Annotated in this window: 21 protein-coding genes and 2 pseudogenes; 16 read left to right on the forward strand and 7 right to left on the reverse strand. The window is 47.0% G+C overall.

From position 1 onward, the window contains the following. Positions 1-125 precede the first annotated feature (125 nt). Positions 126-1,871: an alpha/beta hydrolase gene (locus ACEW9I_RS16405; protein WP_373541404.1), complete on the reverse strand. Its 1,746-nt coding sequence runs from the start codon at positions 1,869-1,871 to the stop codon at positions 126-128. Between the two features lie 279 nt (positions 1,872-2,150). Here ACEW9I_RS16405 and ACEW9I_RS16410 point away from each other — a divergent pair, with 279 nt between their 5' ends. The 11 genes from ACEW9I_RS16410 to ACEW9I_RS16460 all read left to right on the forward strand — a co-directional run bounded on the left by ACEW9I_RS16410 (position 2,151) and on the right by ACEW9I_RS16460 (position 11,154). Further along, a complete protein-coding gene (locus ACEW9I_RS16410) occupies positions 2,151-2,957 on the forward strand; it encodes a D-alanyl-D-alanine carboxypeptidase family protein (RefSeq protein ID WP_373541405.1) in 807 nt (268 codons plus the stop codon). A 285-nt stretch (positions 2,958-3,242) separates the two neighbouring features. Further along, on the forward strand, positions 3,243-3,857 hold the full coding sequence (gene lexA, locus ACEW9I_RS16415; RefSeq protein WP_373541406.1) for a transcriptional repressor LexA: 615 nt from the start codon (positions 3,243-3,245) through the stop codon (positions 3,855-3,857). Between the two features lie 251 nt (positions 3,858-4,108). Then, the gene (gshB, locus tag ACEW9I_RS16420) at positions 4,109-5,071 is read left to right on the forward strand and encodes a glutathione synthase (RefSeq protein WP_373541407.1); all 963 of its coding nucleotides are present in this window, start codon (positions 4,109-4,111) and stop codon (positions 5,069-5,071) included. A gap of 130 nt (positions 5,072-5,201) precedes the next feature. Further along, entirely contained in the window at positions 5,202-6,164 is a 963-nt protein-coding gene (locus tag ACEW9I_RS16425; RefSeq protein ID WP_373541408.1) for a trypsin-like peptidase domain-containing protein, read from the forward strand. A 144-nt stretch (positions 6,165-6,308) separates the two neighbouring features. Then, positions 6,309-6,584 carry a hypothetical protein gene (locus ACEW9I_RS16430; RefSeq protein WP_373541409.1) on the forward strand — a complete coding sequence of 92 codons (276 nt, stop codon included), beginning with the start codon at positions 6,309-6,311 and terminating at the stop codon, positions 6,582-6,584. A 120-nt stretch (positions 6,585-6,704) separates the two neighbouring features. Beyond that, the gene (locus tag ACEW9I_RS16435; protein WP_373541410.1) at positions 6,705-7,292 is read left to right on the forward strand and encodes an L-threonylcarbamoyladenylate synthase; all 588 of its coding nucleotides are present in this window, start codon (positions 6,705-6,707) and stop codon (positions 7,290-7,292) included. Between the two features lie 326 nt (positions 7,293-7,618). Then, entirely contained in the window at positions 7,619-7,855 is a 237-nt protein-coding gene (gene rpmB / locus ACEW9I_RS16440) for a 50S ribosomal protein L28 (RefSeq protein WP_373541411.1), read from the forward strand. Positions 7,856-7,897: 42 nt separating this feature from the next. Next, complete coding sequence (locus tag ACEW9I_RS16445; protein WP_373541412.1) at positions 7,898-8,491, forward strand: prepilin-type N-terminal cleavage/methylation domain-containing protein; 594 nt, start codon at positions 7,898-7,900, stop codon at positions 8,489-8,491. Further along, positions 8,469-8,957: a Tfp pilus assembly protein FimT/FimU gene (locus ACEW9I_RS16450; protein WP_373541413.1), complete on the forward strand. Its 489-nt coding sequence runs from the start codon at positions 8,469-8,471 to the stop codon at positions 8,955-8,957. Before ACEW9I_RS16445 ends, ACEW9I_RS16450 begins: the two co-directional genes overlap by 23 nt. Before the next feature lie 56 nt (positions 8,958-9,013). After that, positions 9,014-10,321 carry a hypothetical protein gene (locus tag ACEW9I_RS16455; RefSeq protein WP_373541414.1) on the forward strand — a complete coding sequence of 436 codons (1,308 nt, stop codon included), beginning with the start codon at positions 9,014-9,016 and terminating at the stop codon, positions 10,319-10,321. A 74-nt stretch (positions 10,322-10,395) separates the two neighbouring features. Then, on the forward strand, positions 10,396-11,154 hold the full coding sequence (locus ACEW9I_RS16460) for a type II secretion system protein J (protein ID WP_373541415.1): 759 nt from the start codon (positions 10,396-10,398) through the stop codon (positions 11,152-11,154). Positions 11,155-11,241: 87 nt separating this feature from the next. On the opposite strand, the gene ACEW9I_RS16465 is transcribed toward ACEW9I_RS16460, so the two are convergent. The 3 genes from ACEW9I_RS16465 to purD form a co-directional block, all read right to left on the reverse strand. Then, positions 11,242-12,135, reverse strand: coding sequence for a bile acid:sodium symporter family protein (locus ACEW9I_RS16465; RefSeq protein ID WP_373541416.1), 894 nt, complete (start codon positions 12,133-12,135; stop codon positions 11,242-11,244). A 356-nt stretch (positions 12,136-12,491) separates the two neighbouring features. After that, on the reverse strand, positions 12,492-13,676 hold the full coding sequence (locus ACEW9I_RS16470; protein WP_373541417.1) for an extracellular solute-binding protein: 1,185 nt from the start codon (positions 13,674-13,676) through the stop codon (positions 12,492-12,494). 179 nt (positions 13,677-13,855) lie between these two features. Beyond that, on the reverse strand, positions 13,856-15,118 hold the full coding sequence (gene purD / locus ACEW9I_RS16475) for a phosphoribosylamine--glycine ligase (protein ID WP_373541418.1): 1,263 nt from the start codon (positions 15,116-15,118) through the stop codon (positions 13,856-13,858). Between the two features lie 179 nt (positions 15,119-15,297). On the opposite strand from purD, the gene hisS reads away from it, so the two are divergent. The 4 genes and pseudogenes from hisS to ACEW9I_RS16495 all read left to right on the forward strand — a co-directional run bounded on the left by hisS (position 15,298) and on the right by ACEW9I_RS16495 (position 19,523). Beyond that, the gene (gene hisS / locus ACEW9I_RS16480; RefSeq protein WP_373541419.1) at positions 15,298-16,683 is read left to right on the forward strand and encodes a histidine--tRNA ligase; all 1,386 of its coding nucleotides are present in this window, start codon (positions 15,298-15,300) and stop codon (positions 16,681-16,683) included. 76 nt (positions 16,684-16,759) lie between these two features. Next, positions 16,760-17,188 (forward strand): annotated as a pseudogene (locus ACEW9I_RS16485) (GTP-binding protein); the annotation flags it as partial. Further along, positions 17,188-17,361 (forward strand): annotated as a pseudogene (locus ACEW9I_RS16490) (GTP-binding protein); the annotation flags it as partial. The pseudogenes ACEW9I_RS16485 and ACEW9I_RS16490, both read left to right, overlap by 1 nt. A 122-nt stretch (positions 17,362-17,483) precedes the next feature. Continuing rightward, a complete protein-coding gene (locus tag ACEW9I_RS16495) occupies positions 17,484-19,523 on the forward strand; it encodes an ABC transporter ATP-binding protein/permease (RefSeq protein ID WP_373541420.1) in 2,040 nt (679 codons plus the stop codon). A gap of 254 nt (positions 19,524-19,777) precedes the next feature. Here the strand turns inward: ACEW9I_RS16495 and ACEW9I_RS16500 are convergent, their stop codons facing one another. Continuing rightward, the gene (locus ACEW9I_RS16500) at positions 19,778-20,326 is read right to left on the reverse strand and encodes a TetR/AcrR family transcriptional regulator (protein ID WP_373541421.1); all 549 of its coding nucleotides are present in this window, start codon (positions 20,324-20,326) and stop codon (positions 19,778-19,780) included. A gap of 83 nt (positions 20,327-20,409) precedes the next feature. Here ACEW9I_RS16500 and ACEW9I_RS16505 point away from each other — a divergent pair, with 83 nt between their 5' ends. Further along, complete coding sequence (locus ACEW9I_RS16505; protein WP_373541422.1) at positions 20,410-20,841, forward strand: DUF5367 domain-containing protein; 432 nt, start codon at positions 20,410-20,412, stop codon at positions 20,839-20,841. Positions 20,842-21,053: 212 nt separating this feature from the next. On the opposite strand, the gene ACEW9I_RS16510 is transcribed toward ACEW9I_RS16505, so the two are convergent. Both ACEW9I_RS16510 and ACEW9I_RS16515 read right to left on the reverse strand, forming a co-directional pair. Then, positions 21,054-21,278, reverse strand: coding sequence for a hypothetical protein (locus ACEW9I_RS16510; protein ID WP_373541423.1), 225 nt, complete (start codon positions 21,276-21,278; stop codon positions 21,054-21,056). A gap of 11 nt (positions 21,279-21,289) precedes the next feature. Further along, positions 21,290-23,671, reverse strand: coding sequence for a CHASE2 domain-containing protein (locus ACEW9I_RS16515; RefSeq protein WP_373541424.1), 2,382 nt, complete (start codon positions 23,669-23,671; stop codon positions 21,290-21,292). Positions 23,672-23,817: the final 146 nt, after the last annotated feature.

Below are 23,817 nucleotides of genomic sequence, written 5' to 3' on the forward strand. Positions count from 1 at the left end.
AGGGTTCCCCGAGGGTTTAGCGACCCAAATCACGCGGAGGTTCCCTCCGCATGTGTTTGGGTCAAGACAGCGCACCAAGCAGGCTTTAGGGGTAGGAGGTGGATGGTGGATGAGTTATCTGTTGTCTATTTTTTTAGTGGGAGGGGAGTATTTCGTTCCTCAATCCTGCGCTGGAGCCTGGTTATTAGCTGGCGTCGATCGAGATCGCTTGTCGCCACTGGGGATTGGAAGATCGCCTCCAACTGAGCGGGAGTGAGCGATCGCAAGATACTCACCTGATTTGGAGCCTGACTGATGGTGAGCGCGTAGTCAGCCTGCAAGTAGGCACGATAGCTGCTTTGACGCGCTACATGAGTTTGCACCAAAGCCAGCACAAAAGTGCGTCCATATTGACTCAGTGGCGGGATCTTGTTGTCAGCGATGACATTGCTCAGCGACGGCATAAATGCCGTCGTCAGCGATCGCGCATCGACGACATGACCGAGACCGCGTACCACAAACAAATACCGTTCGGGCGCAACCAACCAAGTAAACGGTTGAACTTGTTCGATCGCGGCTGGGGCGATCGTATCCTCATTGCCCGCCACAATTGCCACTGGGATTTGCACCTGTGCCATGCCTTGCGGCCCAAAGACGCTACTAGCGACTGGATTGATTGCCAGCGCAAAGCTGATGCGCGGATCGCGAAAATTGTCACTTTGACGCGGTAGCTTCAATGCCTCGCACTGCAACAGTAATGAAGCATTGGCAGCATCGATCCCCTGACGGCATTGTGTTTGCAAATAATCAAAATCGATCGTTGCTCCCGCTAGGGCGAGGGCGGTGTAACCACCAAAGGAATGCCCGACGACACCTGCTTGCTGGACATTTGCCAAGCCAGGGAAGCGTCGCTCTAGCTCGTCGAGGACATAACTGACATCTTGCGGACGATCGCCAAATTCGCGCGGATCGAATACTTCCTTTCTTCTTCCCTCCAGCAGGTTTTGCAACTGCTTGAGATCGCTCCCAGGATGCTCGATCGTGACTGCCACAAAGCCATGTGAGGCAATGTGTCTGGCGATCGCGGCAAAATGCTGGCGATCGGATGCCAACCCATGTGAGAAGACGACTGTTGGTCGCCGCTGGGGCACTCCTTGCGGGAGATAGAAATCGACAATAAATCTCCGGCTACGCCGCCGATCCCGTAAGGTTTCGGTTTGCCGTGTTACTGGATACTGTCCGGCAAGTGCCAAATTTGGCAGGACTTGAGGATTGATTTTTGGCTCCGAGCGGGCTAGTTGAGCTGAGAGTTGCTCTACACCTGCAACGATCTGCTTGGTATCCCGATCGAGCCTGTCGAGCCGATTTGCCACCTCAAATCCTTTTTCCAAATTCAGACGCACGCTTGGCGTTGGATATTTGCGAAAAAAATTGATAACAGACAAACCCTCGCGATCGGCTGCTGCAGAGATTAGTCCCGTCCGAATTGCCTTGGCTCCATTGACATCGCGCTCGACTTGGACCAAATCTCCTAGATAGACGAGCAACTTTTTCCCAAACGTAGAGTTAAGAAATTGCGCCACTTGTCGTTCGCTAAAATCCGCTCTCGTCCTCAAAAATTCACGAATATATTGGCGATCTCGCTGCGGAATCGCACCCAAAAACACATCTAACTCTTTACCAATTCGACCTTGCTTGGCATAAGTTTCGAGTTCTGTAACTGGCACTGCCCGTTCGATCGGCCCAAATCCCAGCTTGACACTATCTGCTGCTCGAACTGCACCTGTCGTCATCGCAATCGTTCCAGCTATCACCAAAGAATACCAACTAAGGTCGATCTTCTTTGGCATCAACGATCGCCATGACCCGAACTTAAATCTGGGTATGTTCATGGCTCGATATTTTGGCTTCAACACCCACTTTTAAGTTTATTTTTAGTACGTGTTTATTTACATTTTAATTGAGAAATCTTACTCGAATCAATCACTCGATCGGTAGATTTCGAGCTGGATATTTTGACTTACGCGCTCTTGCTAAACCGATCCACTCATCTCCACTTGCGGTTACCAACTGGGAATACTACACAGAACAGAGCCAAACTCTGACCATCTGGCGATCGCGAATCGTCACCAGTATGTCAGAATGCAATATAGTCGCAACAGGAGCAGCAGTTGAGTAACTCAGATCGGTCTAGACCAGCAAAGAACTCGGCTCTGGGTAAAGCCGAAGAAATCCCAGCAGCCCTGCGGGATGGCGGAAAAACTCGAACGAATCGCCCGTACAGTGAAACTGCCTCCAAACCATTCCCGATCGCCCAGATCGCACTTTTACTAGGCGTGTTAATCGCTGGTGGAGCTGCTACCATCCTCGTCCTCGCACCACAAAATCGTCTCCCGACAGCGATCGTTAGTACCGATCCTAGCGATGCTCCTACTTCCTCAGCCGCCAATCCTCAGCCGACAGCCGAGAACGTTTTAAATCATCTTTCCTACACCGAAGCTCCCGCCGCCGAACTAGTCTCCATTGGCGGTGGTTATCGCCTGAGAAAAGCTGCGGCAGCAAAATTTCAAGCGATGGTAGCAGCGGCTCGAGCGAGTGGCGTCAGCATCACCACCATTTCGGCATTTCGATCGGTTGAAGATCAAAAAAGACTTTTCTTTGGCGTCGGCGCAGCCCGCGGACAACGACCGACCAAACGTGCCGAAGTCAGCGCACCGCCAAAATATAGCGAACATCATACTGGCTACGCGATCGATGTCGGCGATGGCACAGTGCCAGCTACCAATCTCAATCAAAATTTTGACACGACACCTGCATTCAAGTGGCTCAAAGCTAATGCCGCCACCTATGGTTTCGAGCTGTCTTTTCCCAAAAATAATATCCAAAAAGTGAGCTATGAGCCTTGGCACTGGCGGTTTGTCGGTGACATCCACAGCCTCGAAACCTTTTATAAAGCTCACAATCTCCAGCCCAAATAAGCACACATTAGGCTTTAGGCTTTAGGCTTTAGGCTTTAGGCTTTAGGCTTTAGGCTTTAGGGGAAACTATCGATGAAAACAGCGGTGCGCTTCGCGGAGGTTTCCTCTGCATGAAGGCGCAACAAGACAATACTACAAAAGATTTTGCTTTTACTTTCGCAGGATGTCTATTCACCATCCACCGTCCAGCACCAAATTTATTTATATAATTACTAACTATTAAGTAGACTTTGATAGTACGACAGACCTATAGTAGTTATATATTAAATTTCGACTGCACGGATAATGGAATTAACTAAAGCCCAACAGCAACTCTACGATTGGTTAGTAGAATATATTCGCGAACACCAACACGCACCATCGATTCGCCAGATGATGCAAGCGATGGATCTCAAATCCCCCGCGCCGATCCAAAGTCGATTGGAACATTTACGCAATAAAGGTTTTATTGGCTGGGCGGAAGGCAAAGCACGGACAATCAAAATCCTTAAATATGCAGCTAGTGGCGTACCGATTTTTGGGACGATTGCAGCAGGGGGATTGGTCGAACCATTTACCGATGTCACAGACAAATTGGATCTCTCACCGATCTTTCATCAGTCCGACTATTTCGCGCTCAAAGTCATGGGCGACAGCATGATCGAAGATTCGATCGTCGAAGGCGATATGGCGATCATGCAGCCCGTCAAAGACTCCACTGATGTGAAGAATGGGACGATCGTCGCGGCGCGGATCGAAGGTCAAGGTACTACCCTCAAACGCTATCATCGTCAGGGCGAGAATATCACCCTCCAACCAGCTAATGCTAAGTACAAACCGATCGAGTCTGCGGCTCATCTCGTCCAGCTCCAAGGGATCTTAGTCGGTGTGTGGCGCGGATATCAGTCGGTGAAACACTAATTAAATAGTTGACAGTTGACAGTTGACAGTTGACAGTTGACAGTGTTGCTGTGACAAGTAGGAGGGGTAGTTCGTGAACTACCCCTCCTACTTGCTAAGATCGAGAGCTACAGAGTCTACCCTCTACCCTCTTCTACCCTCTACCCTCTACCCCCTAAAGCCTAAAGCTTAAAGCCTCTACTTGCATAGAACGATGACTAACACCTAAAATTCAAGCGAGAGCTATTTCGATCGATGACGATCCTAACCTGATGAAACTAACATTTATTATCGACCCGATCGCCAAACTAGATCCCACCCACGACACTAGTGTGGCATTGATGGAAGCGGCCGATCGACTGGGACATCAGGTGTGGATTACCCAAGCCGAAAAATTGAGTGTCGTCGGTGGGAGAGCGTGGGGATTTGTTTGGCCCATCAAGCTCACTCCCGTGCAGCTTCAGGATGACCGCTGGGTGGCGCAGGCAGACTGGTATCAGCTCGGGGATCTAGTCTTCCTCCCTTTGGATGAAATGGATGCCATCTTCATGCGGACAGACCCACCTGTGGATGTACCGTATCTGTATACCACTTATATTCTCGACTGTATCGATCCGGCGAAGACCCTAGTCTTGAATAGTCCAGCCGGATTGCGCGCCGCCAATGAGAAGATGTTCGCGCTCCAATTTGCCGCATGGATGACAGACACGATCGTCTCGCGCGACAAAGGAGTGATTCGGCAATTTGTCGAAACCCACGGCGCAGCAGTATTAAAACCGCTCGGCGGCAAAGGTGGGGAGGGGATTTTATTTCTCACGCCAGACGATCGCAATTTTAATTCACTGATCGAAGTTAGCACCAGACAGGATCGCGAACCACTGATGATTCAGAAGTTTCTCACTGCTGCCAAAGATGGCGATAAGCGGATAATCTTGCTCGATGGCAAGCCTATCGGTGCCGTCAATCGCATCCCGACTGGGAAGGAATTTCGGGGCAATATGGCAGTCGGCGGACGGAGCGCACAGGTAGATATTACCGATCGAGAGTACCAGATGTGTGCGGCGATCGCCCCAAAACTCCAAGCTGCTGGTCTATATTTCGTCGGTATTGATGTCATCGGTGGTTATTTGACTGAAGTCAACGTCACTAGTCCTACTGGCATTCGCGAGATCGATAGGTTGGATAACGTCAGTCTGGGTACCCAGGTCATTGAGTGGCTAGAATCTCGATTTTAGTCTATCTGCCAGCCCATTCTCCTCCAAGCCAAGACCTCCAGATTTTGATAAGATTCTTCCGGAATTTGGGCTACATCTTGTGTAGACAATTGAGAATAGATCTATCGTCCAGCTAGTAACTAATTATATTATGCGTAGCCATCATCACTTAGCAGCAATCTTGACTGGAACAGCGGTTGTAAGCGCGATCGTCATCACCATGCCCAGTGCTGCTCGTGCCCTCCCTGGCACTCAAGTCAACGATATTGCCCGTGAAGTGACTGTACTGATTCGTGGCGAACAAGGACAAGGTTCGGGGGTAATCATCCAAAAGAGTGGGAACACCTACTCTGTCTTGACTGCTTACCATGTCGTTAGACAAAAAGACAACTTTCGACTCGTCACGGCTGATAAGCAAGCACATAAAATCGATGCTGGCAAGATCAGACGGGTTGCTGGAGTCGATTTAGCAGTTGTTGAATTCACTAGTGACAAAAATTATTCAGTCGCTAAAATGAGCACTTCCAAGACGAATGAAGGACAAGATGTCTATGTCTCTGGTTGGCCCTCAAATGGAGCTGTCGGCACAGAAGCTGGTGGCGAATTAATCAGACAATTTACGACTGGGAGTATTTCTGGATTCTTGCCCAAACCGCTCAACGGCTACAGCATGATCTATACCAACGTGACTCGAGCAGGGATGAGTGGTTGTCCAGTACTGGATACTGCGGGACGAGTAGTCGGAATTCATGGGATGGGAGACAAGGAAGATGTCAACCAATTGCGAGAATCAGGTGCGAGTCGAGATGCCGTCACGATCGCCTCTAAACTCAAATCTGGTTTTAACTATGCCGTGCCCATTAGTGTATTTCTAAAGAAAGCTAACACAGTGGGCATCAACTCCACTGCCCTACAAATCGAACAATCTCCAGCTCCAGAAAAGGGTGCCGCTTATGTCGCCAGCAGCCAACCAGATCCCCGTGACAAAATTGACAACCTTCAAGCGACATTGAAGACATTGAGCGATGTCAAAAAGACAGCAGACGGTGTACGGGAAAGTGTCGATTCGGTTCAACAAGGAGTCAATAGTATCCGTAGTCTGTTTGGGAGATAATCTAGGGCGACCTTTCCGGCTCTAAGTCAAATACTTTCGATCTGAATAGCCGATCGCCAATAGTCATGGCGATCGGTTATTATTTTATCAATTTATCATCTAAAATATAGAGATAATCTATGAATTATCCCTATATTTTAGGATATGAAAAATTTAGTATTTTTAACACTTTTAGTTATTCCAGGATTGACAGGTGTCCTACTTTCTGGATATTGGGGATATGCTGATTTTCTGAGACTGACAGAAACGGAACGCAATTTTCAACAATTAGTTATTAATAAAGCCAATCAAAGAGAACTATTCATCGCCGCGCATCGCGAAAATGTCCATCGACTCAATGTTGCCGCTGAAGGTGTCTGGATGGGCTTGGGCTTAATCGCTGTAGGTGTAGGTATCATCGGGATCGCCCAGCGAGACTAACTAATTCTACATAGCTAGGAAATAGACGATTCACCATCCACCATTCACTCACTACCCTAGATAGCTAATTTGATACTAGGAAGAGAGCAATAATTATTCACTTACCAACATCTCGATCCAGTGCCTCAAGTTTCCTTAGATCGAGCGATCGCTGCCGCTCAAACTGGTCATTTAATTAGCTTTCCAACTGATACTGTGCCTGCCCTAGCGACACTACCCCACCATGCCCAATTAATCTTTGATGCCAAACAACGCAGTCAAGATAAACCGCTGATTTTGATGGTAGGTCAAATTGCCGATTTGTGGCAATTTGTCGAGGGAGGCGATCGCGAATTGGCAATTTGGCAAGCAGTTGCAGATCGCTATTTACCTGGTGCCCTAACATTAGTTTTACCTGCATCCGATCGCCTTCCAGCCGTTATGAATCCACGTCAAGATCGCACAATTGGTGTGCGCGTACCCGACTGTGAGATCGCCCGATCGATCTTACTCCAAACAGGTGCGCTGGCGACTACTAGTGCCAATTTATCTGGAGCACCACCACTTCTAACTATGGCAGCAATTAGCGATCTATTTCCCCAAGTTTTTGCCCTCGATTCTGAGCCAAATATCCCCACGCTGGGGGAACCCTCGACAGTCATTAAGTGGGACAATTCGGGCTGGCAACTACTCCGACAAGGTGCTGTCAAATTTGACGATCTTGACTAAACTCACATCTTGCACAAATACAGAAACACTAGTAAAAGCGGAGATCTCAGGGTACCCACAAGGGGCACCCTGGATCTATGCCGATCGATAGTATTTTCACACTGCTGGAAGATGTGAGTAAACAAAGATCCTCTGTCCACCGATTTAAGACAAATAGCTGATTGTGGTATCGCATTACACTGCGCTAGGATCGACATCAATAGACCTCCATCTGTAGTTTATTGCTCGATGCCCATAAATTCTCGGTTTTTGTAGATGCACAAAAATTAGCTACAATAGGAGGCTGGATCGTCACTTTACGAACAGCATTCAAGTAGGAGGTTATTATGTCTCGTGTATGTCAACTGACTGGTAAGAGAGCCAACAATGGGATGGCAGTTTCCCACGCTCACAACCGTAACAAAAAACTGCAACAAGTCAACTTGCAGTGGAAACGGGTGTGGTGGGCAGAAGGCAATCGGTTTGTCCGGTTGAAGCTCTCGACAAAAGCAATCAAAACCCTAGAAGTCAGAGGTTTGGTAGCAATGGCAAAGGATGCAGGGGTCAACCTCAACAAATTCTAACGGCTGCGATCCCCCGCTGGGGGTATCTGGCTGTCAATCTTAATGCCTACAACCCAGCCCCAGCGATTTCAAATATCTGCTCCAATTTCAGCCAGATGGCGACTGAATGACCGCTCGAAGGCTCATGAAGGCGGCTTCAGTCTCTCTGAAGTACTGGTTGCAATTTTAATAACTACCATCTTTGTAGCCGTTGCCTTGCAGGGGATGGTGGTAGCAATGTTGCTCAAATCTAAAGCACTATATCTAGCTGAAGCCAATCGGTGGGTACAAGCGGATGTAGAGCAGATGCGATCGCAAGTCACTCTCAGCAACCTACCACTAGATAGCAACAGTGCGCGGTGCCATCCGCTGAGTGCCGATGCCGGATTTGCCGATCTAGTGCGGGACAATTTGGCTGGCGGCAATGTCACTGGTACTGCTGACTATAGTCTTGCTGCTACGCTCCAAATCAGTCAAACGGGCAAAACGTTTCAAATTGCTCGGACTCTGAGTATTCCATCAGCTCCAGCAAATGCCGCCGCCAAAGTGCTCGGCATTGAGTACAAGATTACCCCGATGACTGGGGTAAACTTAGAGCAACCAATTCTGCATTTTTATACCGAGGTAATGCCTGATGCTGCACTTCAATGCCAGTAAGGATCTCGGTTTTACATTGACTGAATCATTAATTGTAGTAGCGATCGTCGGGATTTTAGCCGCGATGGGGATGCCAAGTCTAATTGCTGCCCAAAATCGTGCCCAGTTAGCCCAAGCAACAGATCTAGTAGTGGCAAGTCTCCAACAAGTCCAACAAGAAGCAATCCGCCGCAATCAAAGTTGTACCCTTACTCTCGATAAGAACGATCGCAAAATTGCTGGATCGCCGGGTTGTTTGGTGACTGGCGATCGCACTTTGCCAGAGACGATCGCGCTTGACTATACTGGTGCTGGCAGTATTGAGTATGGCATTAGAGGAAATACAACGGCAAATAAGTCGATCGTGTTAGCAATTGTCGGCAATCCCAATCTCAATCGCTGTTTGACAGTTTCTGCACCACTAGGGATTATTCGGTTGGGTAGTTACGATGCGATCGCTAATACTTGTCGCAAACTGATTATTTGAGTAGTAGATAAGAGTAAAACAGGCAGAATCTACAACTACTTCGATCGAGCTAGGTAATGATCAAGAAACTAAATTTAACTACCAACTATAAATACAACCAAGCTGGTTTTGCAATGCCTTTAGCTCTAGGGATGGGCTTGGTGATGATAATTGTGGCGGCAAGTACGATCGGTCGTTCTCAAAGCGATCGCGCTATTACCAGTACTCAACGCGAAACTAATCGGGCACTAAGTATATCTGAAACAGGGATAATTCGAGTCCAATCATTTCTCGATCGCCATAAAATATTGGCAACCAAAAACCTCAATCAATGGTCGAATACACTAAATACTTTGTCCACACCACAGGCAAGTTGTAGCTCGATCGATATTATTTCGGCTAAGGCTCAAGCTGGATTACTCAGCAGTCATACTTGGATCGCTCTGGATAATATCGATCCCAATAAAGGTAGATATCAAGTCATTGACTACAAGTATCAAAATGGAGTCGGTAAATTGACAGTAGCTGGCGAGATCGCTGCTCATAATACTACCCAAAATAGCTCTACAAGTACACTGACAGTAACGATCCCGATCGGTAGTGAGTCAGCTAAAATAGCTCCACCAGCCTTGTGGACAAATACATTTAAACTCAGTACCAATCAAAAAATTACTGGACAAATTCGAGGTAGCTCCTGCCCGCTGCCACCACTGACAGATCCCGACGGGATTATCGGCGTTGATGCCAATAATATTGCCCTGATTAGTGGCGTACCGAGCGGACAAATCATCGCCGATCCCTTTACACCGATTCCAGTACCAAAGATTGCCCCGAATACGGCGATTTTATTACCAGCGGTTACTACTTCTATTGTACTACCACGACCCAGTTCCGGCGATCTACCCGATGCCAAGGGTGAATATCATTATGTAGTAGAGCTAGACAATCCTAGTTCTGGGTATTCAATCAAATTACAGGATCTCGATTTCATTAAAGTTGATTTAGGCACCAACCAAAAAGTCAATCTCTATCTCAAAGGTAATATCGATCTAGCTGGTAGTAAAACGATCGATGTCAATGCTAATCATCCGAATTTACGGCTCTATGGTAGTACCCAAACTACCAAATTGATCGTCAAAGATACTGCATCTATTACGGCATTTATCCATGCGCCATCAGCCGATGCTCAAAGTATTAGTTCCAGCCCTCCCAATCCTAGTAATCAGATTATTGGAGCGGTGTGGGTAAATAGTTGGGATTCATTCACTAGTGCCAACGATCTGCCGATCGTGCAAGCAGGTAACTGGCTAGATTTTGGGATTACCAAGATCGAGCAACCACCTCAAATCAGCCCAATTAGCTACTGGCAAAGGGTAGGAAATTAGTTAATAATTAGATTATTGTGGTATAAATTACAACCTTTATTCTACGTCAATAGTTGCTCTGATTAACAAAATTAATGATATTTAAAAATACAGGTAAGACTCAGCTCTTAACTAGATATAATCTCAATAAAAGTAATCAATTAAGCCCATCAGGGTTTACCCTGGCTGAATTATTAGTTGCTTTAGTAATTACTGGGATTGTAATTAGTCTAACTGGTAGTGGACTATATGCCTTGATGAAAGCCAATTATCGCAGCCAAATCGAGACAGCAGATCGGCTAGAGCTAGAGCGATCGTTAGCTTTTATGACTGATGAGATCAAAATGTCTCAACAAGTGGTGACCACTATTCCAGCGACTATTACTGGCTTTAGCCCAGCATCAGGAAGCAGTCAAGTTCAACCAATTTTAGTGCTAAATCCAGCTTTAAATAGTGGCTTAAAAAAGCCGATCGTTTACTATCTAGCAGATCCACCTAATAGTAGTGTATGGCTAGGACCGAGGGTAATTTATCGCTGGGGACCTACTCTACTGCAAAACGGTAACTATAGTGATGGGAACGGTCACGATCTGACGCTACTGCCACTCGGTTCGCCTGTGGCATATTATAATGAAGTTGTCGTCGATCGGATTAGTAATTTAGTTGCAGCGCAAGCGAGTATTGGCTGTGAGAGTAGTTACAACTATGCGGTACCTAGTTTAGTTACTCGATTAGGATTTTATGCTTGTATTGCACCAGATGGAAAAGCGGTTAAACTGTGGATCTATAAGCTGCCCAATTCGTCTAGCAAGAGTCAATCAGTCAATGCACTTGTCGTAACGCGTAGTAATTAATAATTGATAATTGATAATCGATCGAGATTTGCCTGCGTGGCGATTCACCCGCCACGCACACAAACGTCGCTTGTTTACCCAAGGGGGCTAACTAAGATCGGAAGAGGAGATTTCATCTGAATGACTGGTCAAACTTTTGCTGTAAGCAATGACGGCAAATCCAGTGAGGTACATAAATAAGCTATAAATAGCCGCAGGAATCGCCATTTCTGCATCTTTTAATATTCCGGCTGTAATAGCGATCGCTAAAGTACCGTTTTGAATGCCGACTTCGATCGCAATACAGATTTGTTGGGCAATGTTGAGGTTGAACATTTTACTAATCGCATATCCGGCGACCATCCCCAAGATATTTAGTAACATTACACCCATGCCAGCCTGTACGATAAAACCAGGTAATTTACTCCATTCTTTGGCAACTAGGAGGATGATAATTAAGACTAAAAAGCCGACCGCCAACTTATTAGTAACTTTCTCTAACCGTCGAGAAATTTCGGGAAATTGATACTGGATGTACATCCCCAGGGCGATCGGAATAACTGTAATTAAAAATATCTGTCCCATTGTCATCCCAATCGGTAAGGAGACGATCGCACTCGTGCCGAGAAAAGAATTCACCGCCAGACTGGTAAATATGGGAATTGTAAAGATCGTAATAATACTGCTAAACACCGTGAGCGTGACAGCCAATGCTACGTCCCCACCAGCCAAATAGGTAATCATATTTGATGATGGACCGCACGGGCACAGCGCGAGGACGATCAGTCCAACGGCGATCGCTGGTGGCATGGGAATAATTTTGACGATTGCTAATGCAATAATTGGTAAGATGACAAGCTGACCGACCAATCCGATCGTCACAGCTTTTGGATATTTAAAAATCCGTAAAAAATCATCACTTTTGAGTGATAGTCCTAGCCCTAGCATAATTATTGCCAAGGCGATCGGTAAAACTAGCGTTGTGATAATACTATCTTGCATGTATGTATAGCCGTTTTATCTAAATAACACGATCGACTGAGTAAAAGAGAGCTAAATTCATTTTTAGCAACGGAATTCGAGCCAAAATTGTTATGCTTCCACAATCTACAGCAGTCTTAAATCAGAGCCTTGGATACCGATCCTGGTGCATTACGGCTTACGCCTAACACACCTTACATCAACATAGCTTTCCATTTAGGATCTATAGTAGTGCCGAGACGATTTGTCTTGAATATCGCGCTTATCAGAGTATTTCATCCGATCGCCGCTGTCGATGACAAACACTGGTAGCTAATATGCGGGAATCACTACAATCGACATGAGAATAATACCACTTAAATTCTCTCCTTTGATTCCTAATCCACTTTCACTTGACGAACTTCTTCCCAAAGTCGATCGAACTGTGTCTTACTTACTGCGGGTAGCGGAGCGATAAATTCGCTGCGATCCAGCGCACTTTTGGGCGGTAAAATCAGTAGCTTTTTGCGAATATCTACGGATAATAAATCCGGATTGAGACTGGTAAGTAGTGGCGCGGTACCAGATGTAAATAGTGATATTTGATTACTGGCTTTCGGTTGGAGACAATAATCGAGCCATTGCTGAGTTAACTTAGAGACATCGCTCGATCTGGGGTTGGGTGATGTTGGTTGTACCCACAAATCTGTGGAAATTGACGTCCCAGAGCTAGGCACGATCGCGCCAATATTTGGGTTCCTCTGCACCAAATCGATCGCATCTAGCGACCAGCCGACAGCTACCCAAGTATCACCCATAATTAATGGTTGGAGATAATTATCGGCACTATAAAAACTGACCTGCTGATGAAGTTTTGCTAGCTCGGATTTGAGGTTGATAACTTGGCTGAGATCGGGATGATTGTAGGAATAACCTAATTTTTTCAAAGTTAAACCAATGACTTCACGCGATCGATCCAAGACCGAGATCCGCTGTTTGAGTCGGAGATTCCAGAGATCTTGCCAATCGGTCGGGATCGGAATATTTGCAGCCGCCAAGCGATCGCGTCGATAGATAATTACCGTCGTGCCCCAGCGGTAGGGTACGCCCCAAATCTGCCCAGTAGAGCGATTATTTCCGCGCTCGTCGCGATTGGACAATTCGCGCCAGCGCGGCTCCAATTTAGACCAATTAGTCAGGTTTTGAGGATCGATCGGTTGGATTAATTTTTCCTGAATTACCATTGGTAGCCATGCGTCGCTCAGACTCACCAAATTTGGAATATATGCTGGCGATTTCGCGGCAGGTACGAACGGGATTTTCATCCCCTTGGCTTCGGCGGTGCCAGTTTTGCGCCATTCCTGAAGCTGACTGACAATTTCTGTAAATTGACTGACGGACGCTAACTCAACTACAGAGTTCGTGGGTTGAATCGACTTAGTAAACTCACCCACTAGTTGCGGTGGGAGCGAGTTTTTGAGTGCTACCAGCCTCAAAGTTGACTGATTTGGACTTTGACAACTAGTTAAGCTACTCCCCAGAGCTAGACTACCGATAGTGACTAGAAAGGATCGACGCTGCATAAGTAGGGGTTAGGCTTTAGGCTTTAGGCTTTAGGCTTTAGGGATTGGAAAGTAGGTGTTCGGTAGGGATCGGAGGGTAGGCTTTAGGCTTTAGGGAAGTAGAGTTTGCATATTAGGAACCATTGGGTTGTTATCGTGCGCTCCGTCTGCCCTAAAGCCTAACACCCAAAGCCTAAAGCCTAAGACAAAGCTCTCTGAGCGATATCCTGACGATAGTACATCCCATCAAAAGCGATCGCTCTGACGCCCTGATAGGCGCGATCGATCGCTGTCGCAAAATCTGGTGCGATACTTGTCACCCCCAGAACTCTGCCACCATCAGTAATGACGCTATTTTGCTTGAGCTGGGTTCCGGCGTGAAACACCATCGTCCCCTGATTATTCGCCGAATCAATCCCGCTAATAACTTTGCCGCGATCGTAATTGCCAGGGTAACCCTGAGCCGCAATTGTCACACAAGTTGATACTGCTGACTTCCATTCGATCGGCGGTAGCGCAGCTAGCCGTTGTTCGACACAAGCTAATAACAATTCTAACAGTGGGGTCTGCAATAACGGCAAGATTGCCTGAGTCTCTGGATCGCCCAATCGGCAGTTAAATTCCAATACTTTGGGTTCGCCATCTGGCGTAATCATCAACCCGGCAAAGATCGCCCCCCGATAGTCGATGCCGCGCCGCTTGAGAGTAGCCAGCGTTGGATTCAATACCTCAGCTTGAATCCGTTTCATCAGAGCTGGTGTGGCCAAGGGGGCAGGAGCGTATGCACCCATGCCACCTGTGTTTGCGCCTGTATCACCATCACCGATGCGTTTGTGATCTTGAGCGGGTAGCAATGGTCGAATCGTTTTTCCATCAGTCAGCGCGATGATCGATACCTCTTGACCTGTAATATATTCCTCGATCAGCAGTCTCCCATAATTTTGAGCGAATAGTAACTCCACAGCCGTCAGTGCGTCTTGCAAAGTTTCGGCAACTACCACCCCTTTACCTGAAGCCAAGCCATCGGCTTTGACGACAATCGGTGCCCCTTGCTGCTCGATATATGCCCGTGCAGTCGTCAAATCTGTAAAGGTTGCCGATTTTGGCGTCGGGATTCTCGCCTCCTCCATGAGGGCTTTTGCCCAGGTTTTGCTAGACTCAAGTTGGGCACCGATCCGAGTCGGACCAAACACTGGAATATTGCGATTTTGTAAGTAGTCAGTAATCCCTAGTGACAGTGGTAATTCTGGCCCGATCACTACCAATGACACTCCGTTAACTTCCGCAAACCGTGCGATCCCACCAAAATCATCTACTCGAAAAGAGAGATTTTGACAGCGATCCATCATCGCAGTACCGCCGTTACCAGGAACGCAGAGGACTTGGGTAACTTGAGGAGATTGCAATAATGCCCAAGCGATCGCGTGTTCTCGTCCACCATTACCAACTACTAAAATTTTCACCGACGTTAAACTCTCCCTCGACTTTGTTGGCAATCCCTCTGTACACTTTATCATCAGTAGGGGTCAGGGATTAGGCTTTAGGTTTTAGAGTAAAAGAAATATCATCCTTCGCCCAGTCCCCTCACTAGCTAACTCTCCCCGTACTCCCATCACTCTGCGTTCTCTGCGTCACCACACCCATGGAAAAAATCAACTTCTCCAACCCCAGCGGCTTTCCTGAATTTTTGCCCAGTGAAAAGCGACTGGAGCAACACCTGATGGATACGATTCGTCAGGTGTATGAAAGCTATGGCTTTACCCCGATCGAAACCCCTGCTGTAGAGCGGTTAGAAGTCCTTCAGGCAAAGGGAAACCAAGGCGACAATATCATTTATGGTTTGCAGCCCATCCTCCCCCCCAATCGCCAAGCAGAGCGAGATGAGGCGGGTAAAGGTGACACCGGATCGGAAGCACGAGCGTTGAAGTTCGACCAAACCGTACCGTTAGCTGCTTATATCGCCCGTCATCTCAATGATTTACAGTTTCCATTTGCTAGGTATCAGATGGATCTGGTTTTTCGGGGCGAACGGGCGAAAGATGGACGGTATCGGCAATTTCGACAGTGCGATATCGATGTCGTCGGGCGCAAGGAATTGAGCTTGCTCTATGATGCTCAGATGGCTGCGATCGTCTCTGAAATTTTTAGTCAAATTAACATCGGCGAGTTTCTAATTCGGATCAATAATCGCAAGGTATTAACTGGTTTTTTTAGTTCGCTAGGAGTTTCACCCGATCGAATCAAAATCTGTATCAATATTATTGATACTTTAGAAAAAGTTGGTGTCGCCAAAGTTTTATCAGGTTTAGCAACTCAAGGCTTATCGCCAGAGCAAGCCCAACAAGTGATTGATTTTATCAACATCAAAGGTGATGTGGATCGCGTTCTCAGTGCACTGAATGAATTTGCGGCTAAATTACCAGATGCCGACCAATTTAAGCTAGGGATTGAGGAACTAACTACCGTCATCAATGGCGTCCGAAATCTAGGTATCCCCAACCGACAGTATTGTATCGACCTATCGATCGCGCGGGGGCTAGATTACTATACAGGCACAGTTTATGAGACTACCCTGATCGGGCATGAAGCCCTTGGTAGTATCTGTTCTGGCGGTAGGTATGAAGAATTAGTCGGGACATTCATTGGCGAAAGTATGCCTGGAGTCGGTATGTCGATCGGACTCACACGGCTGATTTATCGCTTACTCAAAGCCAATATCTTGCAACCACTAGCCCCGACGCCCACCCAAGTCATGGTCTTAAATCTTCAGGAAGATTTGATGCCGATCTATCTCCAAATATCTCAACAACTTCGCCAAGCAGGTATCAAAGTTGTTACCGCTTTCGATCGCCGTCCACTCAAAAAACAATTTGCACTTGCAGATAAACAAGGTGTGACTTTTTGCGTAATTATTGGCGAACAGGAAGCAGCAAATCAACGGTGTCAGTTGAAGAATATGCTCAATGGCGAACAATTAGAAGTTGCAATTGCCGATCTAGCCACCGAAGTAAAACAGCGACTGATTTGATGATAAAGATCGATCGAACATCCAATCGAGCTTAAAAAATTCTATTGACTAAAACTAATTGTCACAGGAGGCGATTATGTCTAACTCCATCAGACAGAGTTGTTTAGAAGTAGTGCTCAAACATCAATCTGAAATACGCATAACGATCGTCACAGGTTTTCTAGGGAGTGGTAAAACAACACTACTAAATCACATTCTCGACAATCGGCAAGGTTTGAAAGTTGCGGTAATTGTGAACGAATTTGGGGACATCGATATCGACTCACAGTTATTAGTAGCTGTCGATGAAAATATGGTGCAGCTAGCCAATGGGTGTATTTGTTGCACGGTTAATCAAAGTTTAGTCGAGGCGATCGATCGAATTGTCAGTCAGGCGGTCAATTATATAGTAATTGAAACAACAGGAATTGCCGATCCATTACCGATTGTCCGAAGTTTTACAACTACATATTTATCCCAAGTGACTAGGGTTGATTCGGTGCTGACGATGGTAGATGCGTCATCATTAATCATATTCTGAGCGATGTTCAGGGTTTGAAAGTCGCCGTGTTAGTTAATGAATTTGGTGATATTAATATCGACAGTCAACTGTTGGTATCGATGGAAGAAGGGATGGTAGAACTTAGTAACGGTTGTATCTGGTGCACTATTAATGAAGATTTAGTTGATGCAGTGTTTCACGAAGACGCGAACGAAATGGTAAAGATTGGAAAATATATTAAGATCCATTAGACGAGTAATCATGATAACCTAGATCGATCGTTGCCAAATTCCTAATATTCTTTTTGGGTTCAATTGCTATGACCACACTAACACAGCCTAAATCATTGCTTAAATTTCGATTCGATCGCCAACTCTGGCAGCGTTTTGTCGAAATTGCTCAACCTTACTTCTATCCCCCAGGGGCAAGAAGTTCGCTACAGTTTTTATTCTTGATTCTAACACAATTAGTATTTATTGTTGCTTTTACCTTCTTCTTTGTAGTTGCTTTAGCCTTAATCGGTTTCCAATTCTCACCTAAATTTTTTGCGGGTTTGGTAAATGAGATTATTTATCTGAAGTTTCTCTCTAGCCTGGGTAAAAGCTCACTAGAAATATTCCAAAATCTGTTAACATTTCCACCTACTTATATATTTTTGGTGTTGCTTATAGCTAGCAGCGGTATTTTCTATGCTTATCGGCGCAAGCTCCAAGGACGAGAAAAACAATGGTTGATTTTAGGATTGTTACTATTCCTTGCCTTCATTGTCAGTAGCCTAAATGTGCTACTGAGCTATGTTTTTCGATTTATCGATAATGCCCTCAATAGCAGAGATCCTCAAGTATTTTGGGAGTTTATTTGGGTATATGGAATTACCCTAGTTGTGGCAATTCCGATTCTGATTAGCTATCGTTATACGCGCAATAAATTAACTCTATTTTGGCGAGAATGGCTGACCAATACTCTATTGAAGGATTATTTTAGTAACCGATCTTACTACGAGCTAGACTCCAATGCTGCGAATACAGATATTGACAATCCAGATCAGCGGATGACTGAAGATGTCAATTCTTTTACCACCACAATTTTGGGACTAATTCTAGATATTCTCGATTCAGTTTTAGATTTAGTCGCCTTTACCGGAATTCTCTATAGTATCTCCACCGAACTGACATTTGGCTTAGTAGGTTATGTATCGATCGCGAGTATTTTAGCACTGTGGATCGGCACTAAGCTGATTAAAATTAACTTTAATCAATTGCGGCTAGAAGGTGACTTTCGCTATGGGATGGTTCACGTCCGGGATAATGCTGAATCGATCGCTTTTTATCGAGGTGAAAACTTAGAACTCAGTCAAGTTGAAGGTCGTTTTAGTCGAGCAATTAGAAACTACGATCTATTGATAATTTGGTTCGCGCTACTGGATATCTTTCAATACGCCTACACGTATTTTGCCCGATTGGTGCCCTACCTAATTGTCGCTCCGCTATACTTTGCCAAAAAAGTGGACTTTGGGACGATCGGGCAAGGCATATTTGCCTTCCAAATGGTGCTACGTGCCCTCTCCATCATTCCCAGTCGCATTCAGGATATTTCGTCCTTCGCTGCAAGTATCGAGCGGTTGGGGACGCTGTATGAGCGATTCCGACAACGGGAGTCCAGAGCTGTCGTCGGTGGCGAGGGCATTATCAACTACCCTGCTACTCATTTTAAGGTCGATGGGCTGACGCTCAATACCCCCAATGCCGAGCAGACACTATTTGAGAATCTATCTTTCGAGCTAATGCCATCTGAATCATTGTTAGTGGTGGGTGCGAGTGGCTGCGGTAAAAGTTCGCTGCTGCGGGCGATTGCTGGACTCTGGCGCAATGGTACGGGCACGATCGAAAGTCCTGACTATACTCAAGCTCTCTTCCTACCCCAGAAGCCGTACATGCTCCTGGGCACATTGCGCGAACAGTTGAAATATCCCAACCTGCGCGCAAATATCACCGATTCCGAAATCCAATCGGCATTGGTGCAAGTCAACCTTGAAGACTTATCTGAGCGGATGGGCGGACTCGGTACCGAAAAAGATTGGGCGGCTGTCCTCTCCCAAGGTGAGCAACAGCGGTTGGCTTTTGCGCGGATTCTGCTCAGTCAGCCGAAATACGTCATCTTGGACGAAGCTACTAGTGCCCTGGATGTGACTAACGAGCGACGGTTGTATGAGCTGCTGCAAAGCCAAGACATCACTTACATTAGTGTCGGTCATCGACCCAGTTTAGTGGACTATCACCAAACTGTATTGGATCTGCGATCGGCACATGGCAGCGGTTGGCAATTGTTGGCGGCTGAAGACTATCAGTTTGCCAGCTAATCCGCCTAACTAGTCAAATTCAAACATTAGATAATTTAACCGATCCAACTACAACAGTATTATCGGAGTAGATCCGGTGGCAATACTTCTCGGTTAATCTAAAAACTAGTTAGTCCGCGTAGGCGGACTTTGCACCACTAGCGGCGACTTCAGTCGCTAGCAGTTCTTAAACGAGAAGTATTGATAGTTAGGTAGCTTGAGTTTCTAGTGGGGACAGCAAACCTGAAGGTTGTCTGTGAATGCTCCCGTTTAAGCTATCGCAGGGTTTCAGTAAAAGCTTTAATAGTTTGTTGTCCACGCTGGACGTTTCCCGTCATCAAAAAGTCCAGGATTGCCCCCTGAAATAAGTGAAATAAAGATAAAGCAGCAGTTTTATCATTCGTAAGATTAGATAGAGAATCTACCCATTGTTGACTCTCACGCTCTAAAAAACGTTGTGTTTCTGTATCCCCTTGTATGGCACGTTGATTTAGCTCCATCGTCAGCTTCAGCAAGCCGTGCATCTCTGGTGAAGTCAAATGCTCCCACATTTCAAGCAGGGGTTCTGCTAGACCAGCAGATCCTTTCATAAACACGTTTTGAAATGACCATAGTTTTTCGCGCATCCGAGTTTCTAAAAGACCGATGAGTTGCCGCTCGAATTCTTGCTTGGAGCCAAAGTGGTAAACGAGCATTCGTCCGCTAGTGCCGATTCTCTTAGCGATCGCGTTAATACTGGAGTCGAATGCTCCCACGGCGATCGCCGCAGCTAGACATTGTTCTAGAAGCTCTTGCTTCTTCTGAGGTTCAGCAGGTCGGCTCATGAGTTGACAGTTAACGTAATAGCTATTACACTAATTAATTAACGTAATGACTGTTACGTTAACACTATTTCAGGAAGGAAATCATGATGAACACAAAAGATAAGGCTGGCTTCGTCTTACTCGGCTTCGTCGTCTGGGCAGCAGCAACGTCAGTTTATCGCATGACTGGTTCGTATTTTTTTGAGGGTGCTGCTGCTGGATACTGGCTGAACGTGATTATTACAGGCATTGTATATGCTGCCGTGTCTTTGGGATTGATGAAGTGGCGGAAGATTAAGCAGCAAGATTGGTTACAGGGTGCAATCTGTATTGCTTTGCCTGGGATGCTAGGTGAGGTTCCTATTCTTGCTGACTTTTCAGGACTAATGAGCAATATGCAACCAGCAACAGCAGGGCGATATGCAGCCTTTCTATTTGGGGGATACTCATTACTAATCGGTGTTTCTTGGTTGATGTCTGCAAAAGCTAGTTCGCAGTCTGGCTCTGACGCACAGTTAATCAGCACAGAGCAATAAAGATCGCTCAGTAGTCAATACGGTTCGGTTAAGTCCATTTTCTTAGATATTGTCAGTCCGCGAAGGCGGACTTTGCATCACTAGCAGCGGTTTCAACCGCTACCTAACTAGCTAACCGAACCGTATTGGCTCAGTAGTGACGCAACCTAACAAGTCGATGAAGCGGATGGTCGAAATATCTCGGTAGGGTTGCTGAGGATATCTGCCGCCGCTTATCTTAGTCGTTGGTGATCTTTCTTCCTGTAGATTGGTTGAGCATCTAAACCCAACAATCCTAGTGTTTGAGGCTCGTTCGCGTAGCGTACCGGAGGTAATCGTTGGCGGAGCCTACCGTTAGGTAATCGCTGTTGAGAAACATCTTCATACCGCGTCAAAATTATCGGTCGATTAGCTTGGATTCGATCGTTGACAAAGCCGCGCCGAGAGCTAATTGTCATTAATTCGATCGTTACAAAAAACGTATTGGCAAATCCATCAATACCGCAGTTGCTGACTGATAACGATCGCGAAAATGGTAAGCCACCATCTTATCCAAAACCCGTGCGAGTGCGTCAGAGACGACGGCGCGATCGTGCCAGATGAGATTGCCCGTACTTTCATCTACAGGTAAATAACGGGGATGAGTATTGGTCACAGCCTCGATCGCGATCGCGCCCAAAGCATAGATATCGCTGGTATAGTTGGGCTGTCCGGCATACTGTTCGGGCGGTGTATAGCCACGAGTCCCGATCGAGACTGTCATGCTACCCTCATCAGCAATCTGTGGCTGAATTTCTTTAACAGCACCAAAGTCAATCAATACCAGCTTGGCACGATGGCGATCTCGAATGATATTACCTGGCTTGAGATCGCGATGGATTACATGCTGACTGTGGATAAAACCCAATACAGGTAGTAATTGGGATAATAAATCCCAGACGCGCTCTTCGCTCCACGGCACGATCGCTCCTTCCAACTCGCGATCGAGTGGTGTACCATCGATAAATTCCTGAACTAAGTAAAACTCCTGCTGATGCTCGAAATAAGCGAGTAGGTGGGGGATTTGGGCATGATGTCCCAATTTCGATAAGATTTCAGCTTCGGTATTAAACAACCGCCGTGCCAAGCTGACAAAATTGGGGTCGCGTCTAGCTGGAACTAATTGCTTGATGACGCACTGTGGTTGTCCTGGACGTTTGGTGTCTCGCGCCAGATACGTCACTCCAAAGCCACCAGCACCTAAAATGTGTTCGGCTTGATAGCGTCCATCTAGCAGATAGTTGGGTGGGAGTGCGCCCACTGTGGGGCTAGGCGCGGGTGTTTGCTCTTGCTTAATGGTGGCGTTGTCTCGCGCTGGAGTGGCAGGGGGTGGCTCTAATACGGTGCTGCCACCCATAGTCGTTTCTGGTAATTCGGTCTGTGGTAATGCGGCTGGCAGTGCGCGGCGGAGTGTCGTTGGTGGTGCTGTCTGACTCAGCAATAGTTTGAGATCGGCGATCGCCTGTTCGCGATCGATTACCAAACTTTCCATCTCCTGCTGTCGCTGCTGAGTGTGATAACTAGTCAATCCCAACACGCCGATACTACTAGCAATCAGCCCCACCAATGGACTCACTACTGGTAACCAGCCAGCAGCGGCGAAGGCGATCGCAAATCCCCCCACAAGTAGCACCACTGCACCACTCGCCGCCACAAACAATCGCGCTGGATGGCGAATATACCAAGCGAGTACGCTCCCCGTCAGGCACCACCCGCCGATCCAGATCCCTTCGAGCCAGTCAGGAATAAACCACCACAGCGGTTGTTTGTCGAGGACGGTACTGAGGATGTGGCTGGTGATTTGAGCGTGAACCATGACTCCAGGCATCGTGGCATCTTCAGCTTTACCCGCACTATATGGGGTGAGAAATTCATCCTTGAGGGAGCTAGCCGTAGAACCGATCAGGACGATCCGACCCGCAATCGCTTGTGGCGCAACGCGATCGTTCAACACATCGGCAACTGTGACGATCGGTGCGACCGCTGTCCGCGAACGGTAATCGAGCAAAATCTGGTAGCCGCCCTGCTCGGCATCTTGATAGCCACCATCTGTACCCAAGAGCTGGCGCAAATGAGTTGTGCCGAGCTGAAACTGTCGATTTGAGTCAAATCGACCTGCGATCTGATGCTGACGCAGCAGGTATTCTTGGGCGAGTTGGAGCGCGAAACTAGTTTCGCTCGTGCAAGGAGACTGGGGATCGCGAGACATAAATAACAGTGCGCGGCGGACGATGCTATCTCGATCGAGCAAGACATCGACAAATCCCAATTGCTCGGGCGGAATCCCTGGTGGCCCAGCAATGCCAGGATTCTTGAGATTGCGATGGTGACAGCCAGGGACGATCGTATCGTTGCGTTCCCAGATTTTGACCAACTCGGTGTGTCCTGGTTCGACTGGATTGGCGCGAAACACATCCAAGCCAATGATCGTCGCCTTGGCAGCGGTCAGTTTTTGGATGACTTTGGCGATGGTCCGATCGGGTAACGGCCAAGCTTGCTGGATATCGGCTTCACTAATCGCCACGATCAGCAGCCGAGGATCTGGTGGTGCGGGCGGTTGCCAGCGGATACTGCGATCGTATACGGCTAGCTCCCCCAGCTCCCACCACCCCAGGCTTTTGGTACCGACAACTAGTCCTGTCACCCCCAAACTGACACCCAAAATCGTCACTAGTTGCCACGGTAGTCTGCGTCTAGTCAAAGTTTTCCATAGAGCTGATAATTCGATCGCCACAAATATTGATGGGGGTGAGCGGGGATGGAGATCGCTACGATCTGGCAGTGAGATCGCAGCACAAGCAGGTCGAAACACCACTTAAATCCTTAACACCGCTATTATGCCCTGGAAATCTGGAGAGTGGGTAGTGCCCAACAGATTGCTGGCACTAGGATTTATCGCTGGTACCGATCGATCGTCCAGATAGTGGATGCTGCCCACCTGCTAGATGGTACGCTCGC

Source organism: Chamaesiphon sp. (assembly GCF_041738855.1).
Classification (GTDB): Bacteria; Cyanobacteriota; Cyanobacteriia; order Cyanobacteriales; family Chamaesiphonaceae; genus Chamaesiphon.

Coding starts and splice junctions, on each gene's coding strand:
- ACEW9I_RS16505 (WP_373541422.1), top strand. CDS start 20,410: ATGATGAACACAAAAGATAAGGCTGGCTTCGTCTTACTCGGCTTCGTC.
- ACEW9I_RS16495 (WP_373541420.1), top strand. CDS start 17,484: ATGACCACACTAACACAGCCTAAATCATTGCTTAAATTTCGATTCGAT.
- ACEW9I_RS16430 (WP_373541409.1), top strand. CDS start 6,309: ATGAAAAATTTAGTATTTTTAACACTTTTAGTTATTCCAGGATTGACA.
- gshB (WP_373541407.1), top strand. CDS start 4,109: ATGAAACTAACATTTATTATCGACCCGATCGCCAAACTAGATCCCACC.
- lexA (WP_373541406.1), top strand. CDS start 3,243: ATGGAATTAACTAAAGCCCAACAGCAACTCTACGATTGGTTAGTAGAA.
- ACEW9I_RS16470 (WP_373541417.1), bottom strand. CDS start 13,676: ATGCAGCGTCGATCCTTTCTAGTCACTATCGGTAGTCTAGCTCTGGGG.
- ACEW9I_RS16460 (WP_373541415.1), top strand. CDS start 10,396: ATGATATTTAAAAATACAGGTAAGACTCAGCTCTTAACTAGATATAAT.
- ACEW9I_RS16425 (WP_373541408.1), top strand. CDS start 5,202: ATGCGTAGCCATCATCACTTAGCAGCAATCTTGACTGGAACAGCGGTT.
- hisS (WP_373541419.1), top strand. CDS start 15,298: ATGGAAAAAATCAACTTCTCCAACCCCAGCGGCTTTCCTGAATTTTTG.
- rpmB (WP_373541411.1), top strand. CDS start 7,619: ATGTCTCGTGTATGTCAACTGACTGGTAAGAGAGCCAACAATGGGATG.
- ACEW9I_RS16500 (WP_373541421.1), bottom strand. CDS start 20,326: ATGAGCCGACCTGCTGAACCTCAGAAGAAGCAAGAGCTTCTAGAACAA.
- ACEW9I_RS16510 (WP_373541423.1), bottom strand. CDS start 21,278: ATGACAATTAGCTCTCGGCGCGGCTTTGTCAACGATCGAATCCAAGCT.
- ACEW9I_RS16445 (WP_373541412.1), top strand. CDS start 7,898: ATGCCTACAACCCAGCCCCAGCGATTTCAAATATCTGCTCCAATTTCA.
- ACEW9I_RS16405 (WP_373541404.1), bottom strand. CDS start 1,871: ATGAACATACCCAGATTTAAGTTCGGGTCATGGCGATCGTTGATGCCA.
- ACEW9I_RS16455 (WP_373541414.1), top strand. CDS start 9,014: ATGATCAAGAAACTAAATTTAACTACCAACTATAAATACAACCAAGCT.
- ACEW9I_RS16450 (WP_373541413.1), top strand. CDS start 8,469: ATGCTGCACTTCAATGCCAGTAAGGATCTCGGTTTTACATTGACTGAA.
- ACEW9I_RS16465 (WP_373541416.1), bottom strand. CDS start 12,135: ATGCAAGATAGTATTATCACAACGCTAGTTTTACCGATCGCCTTGGCA.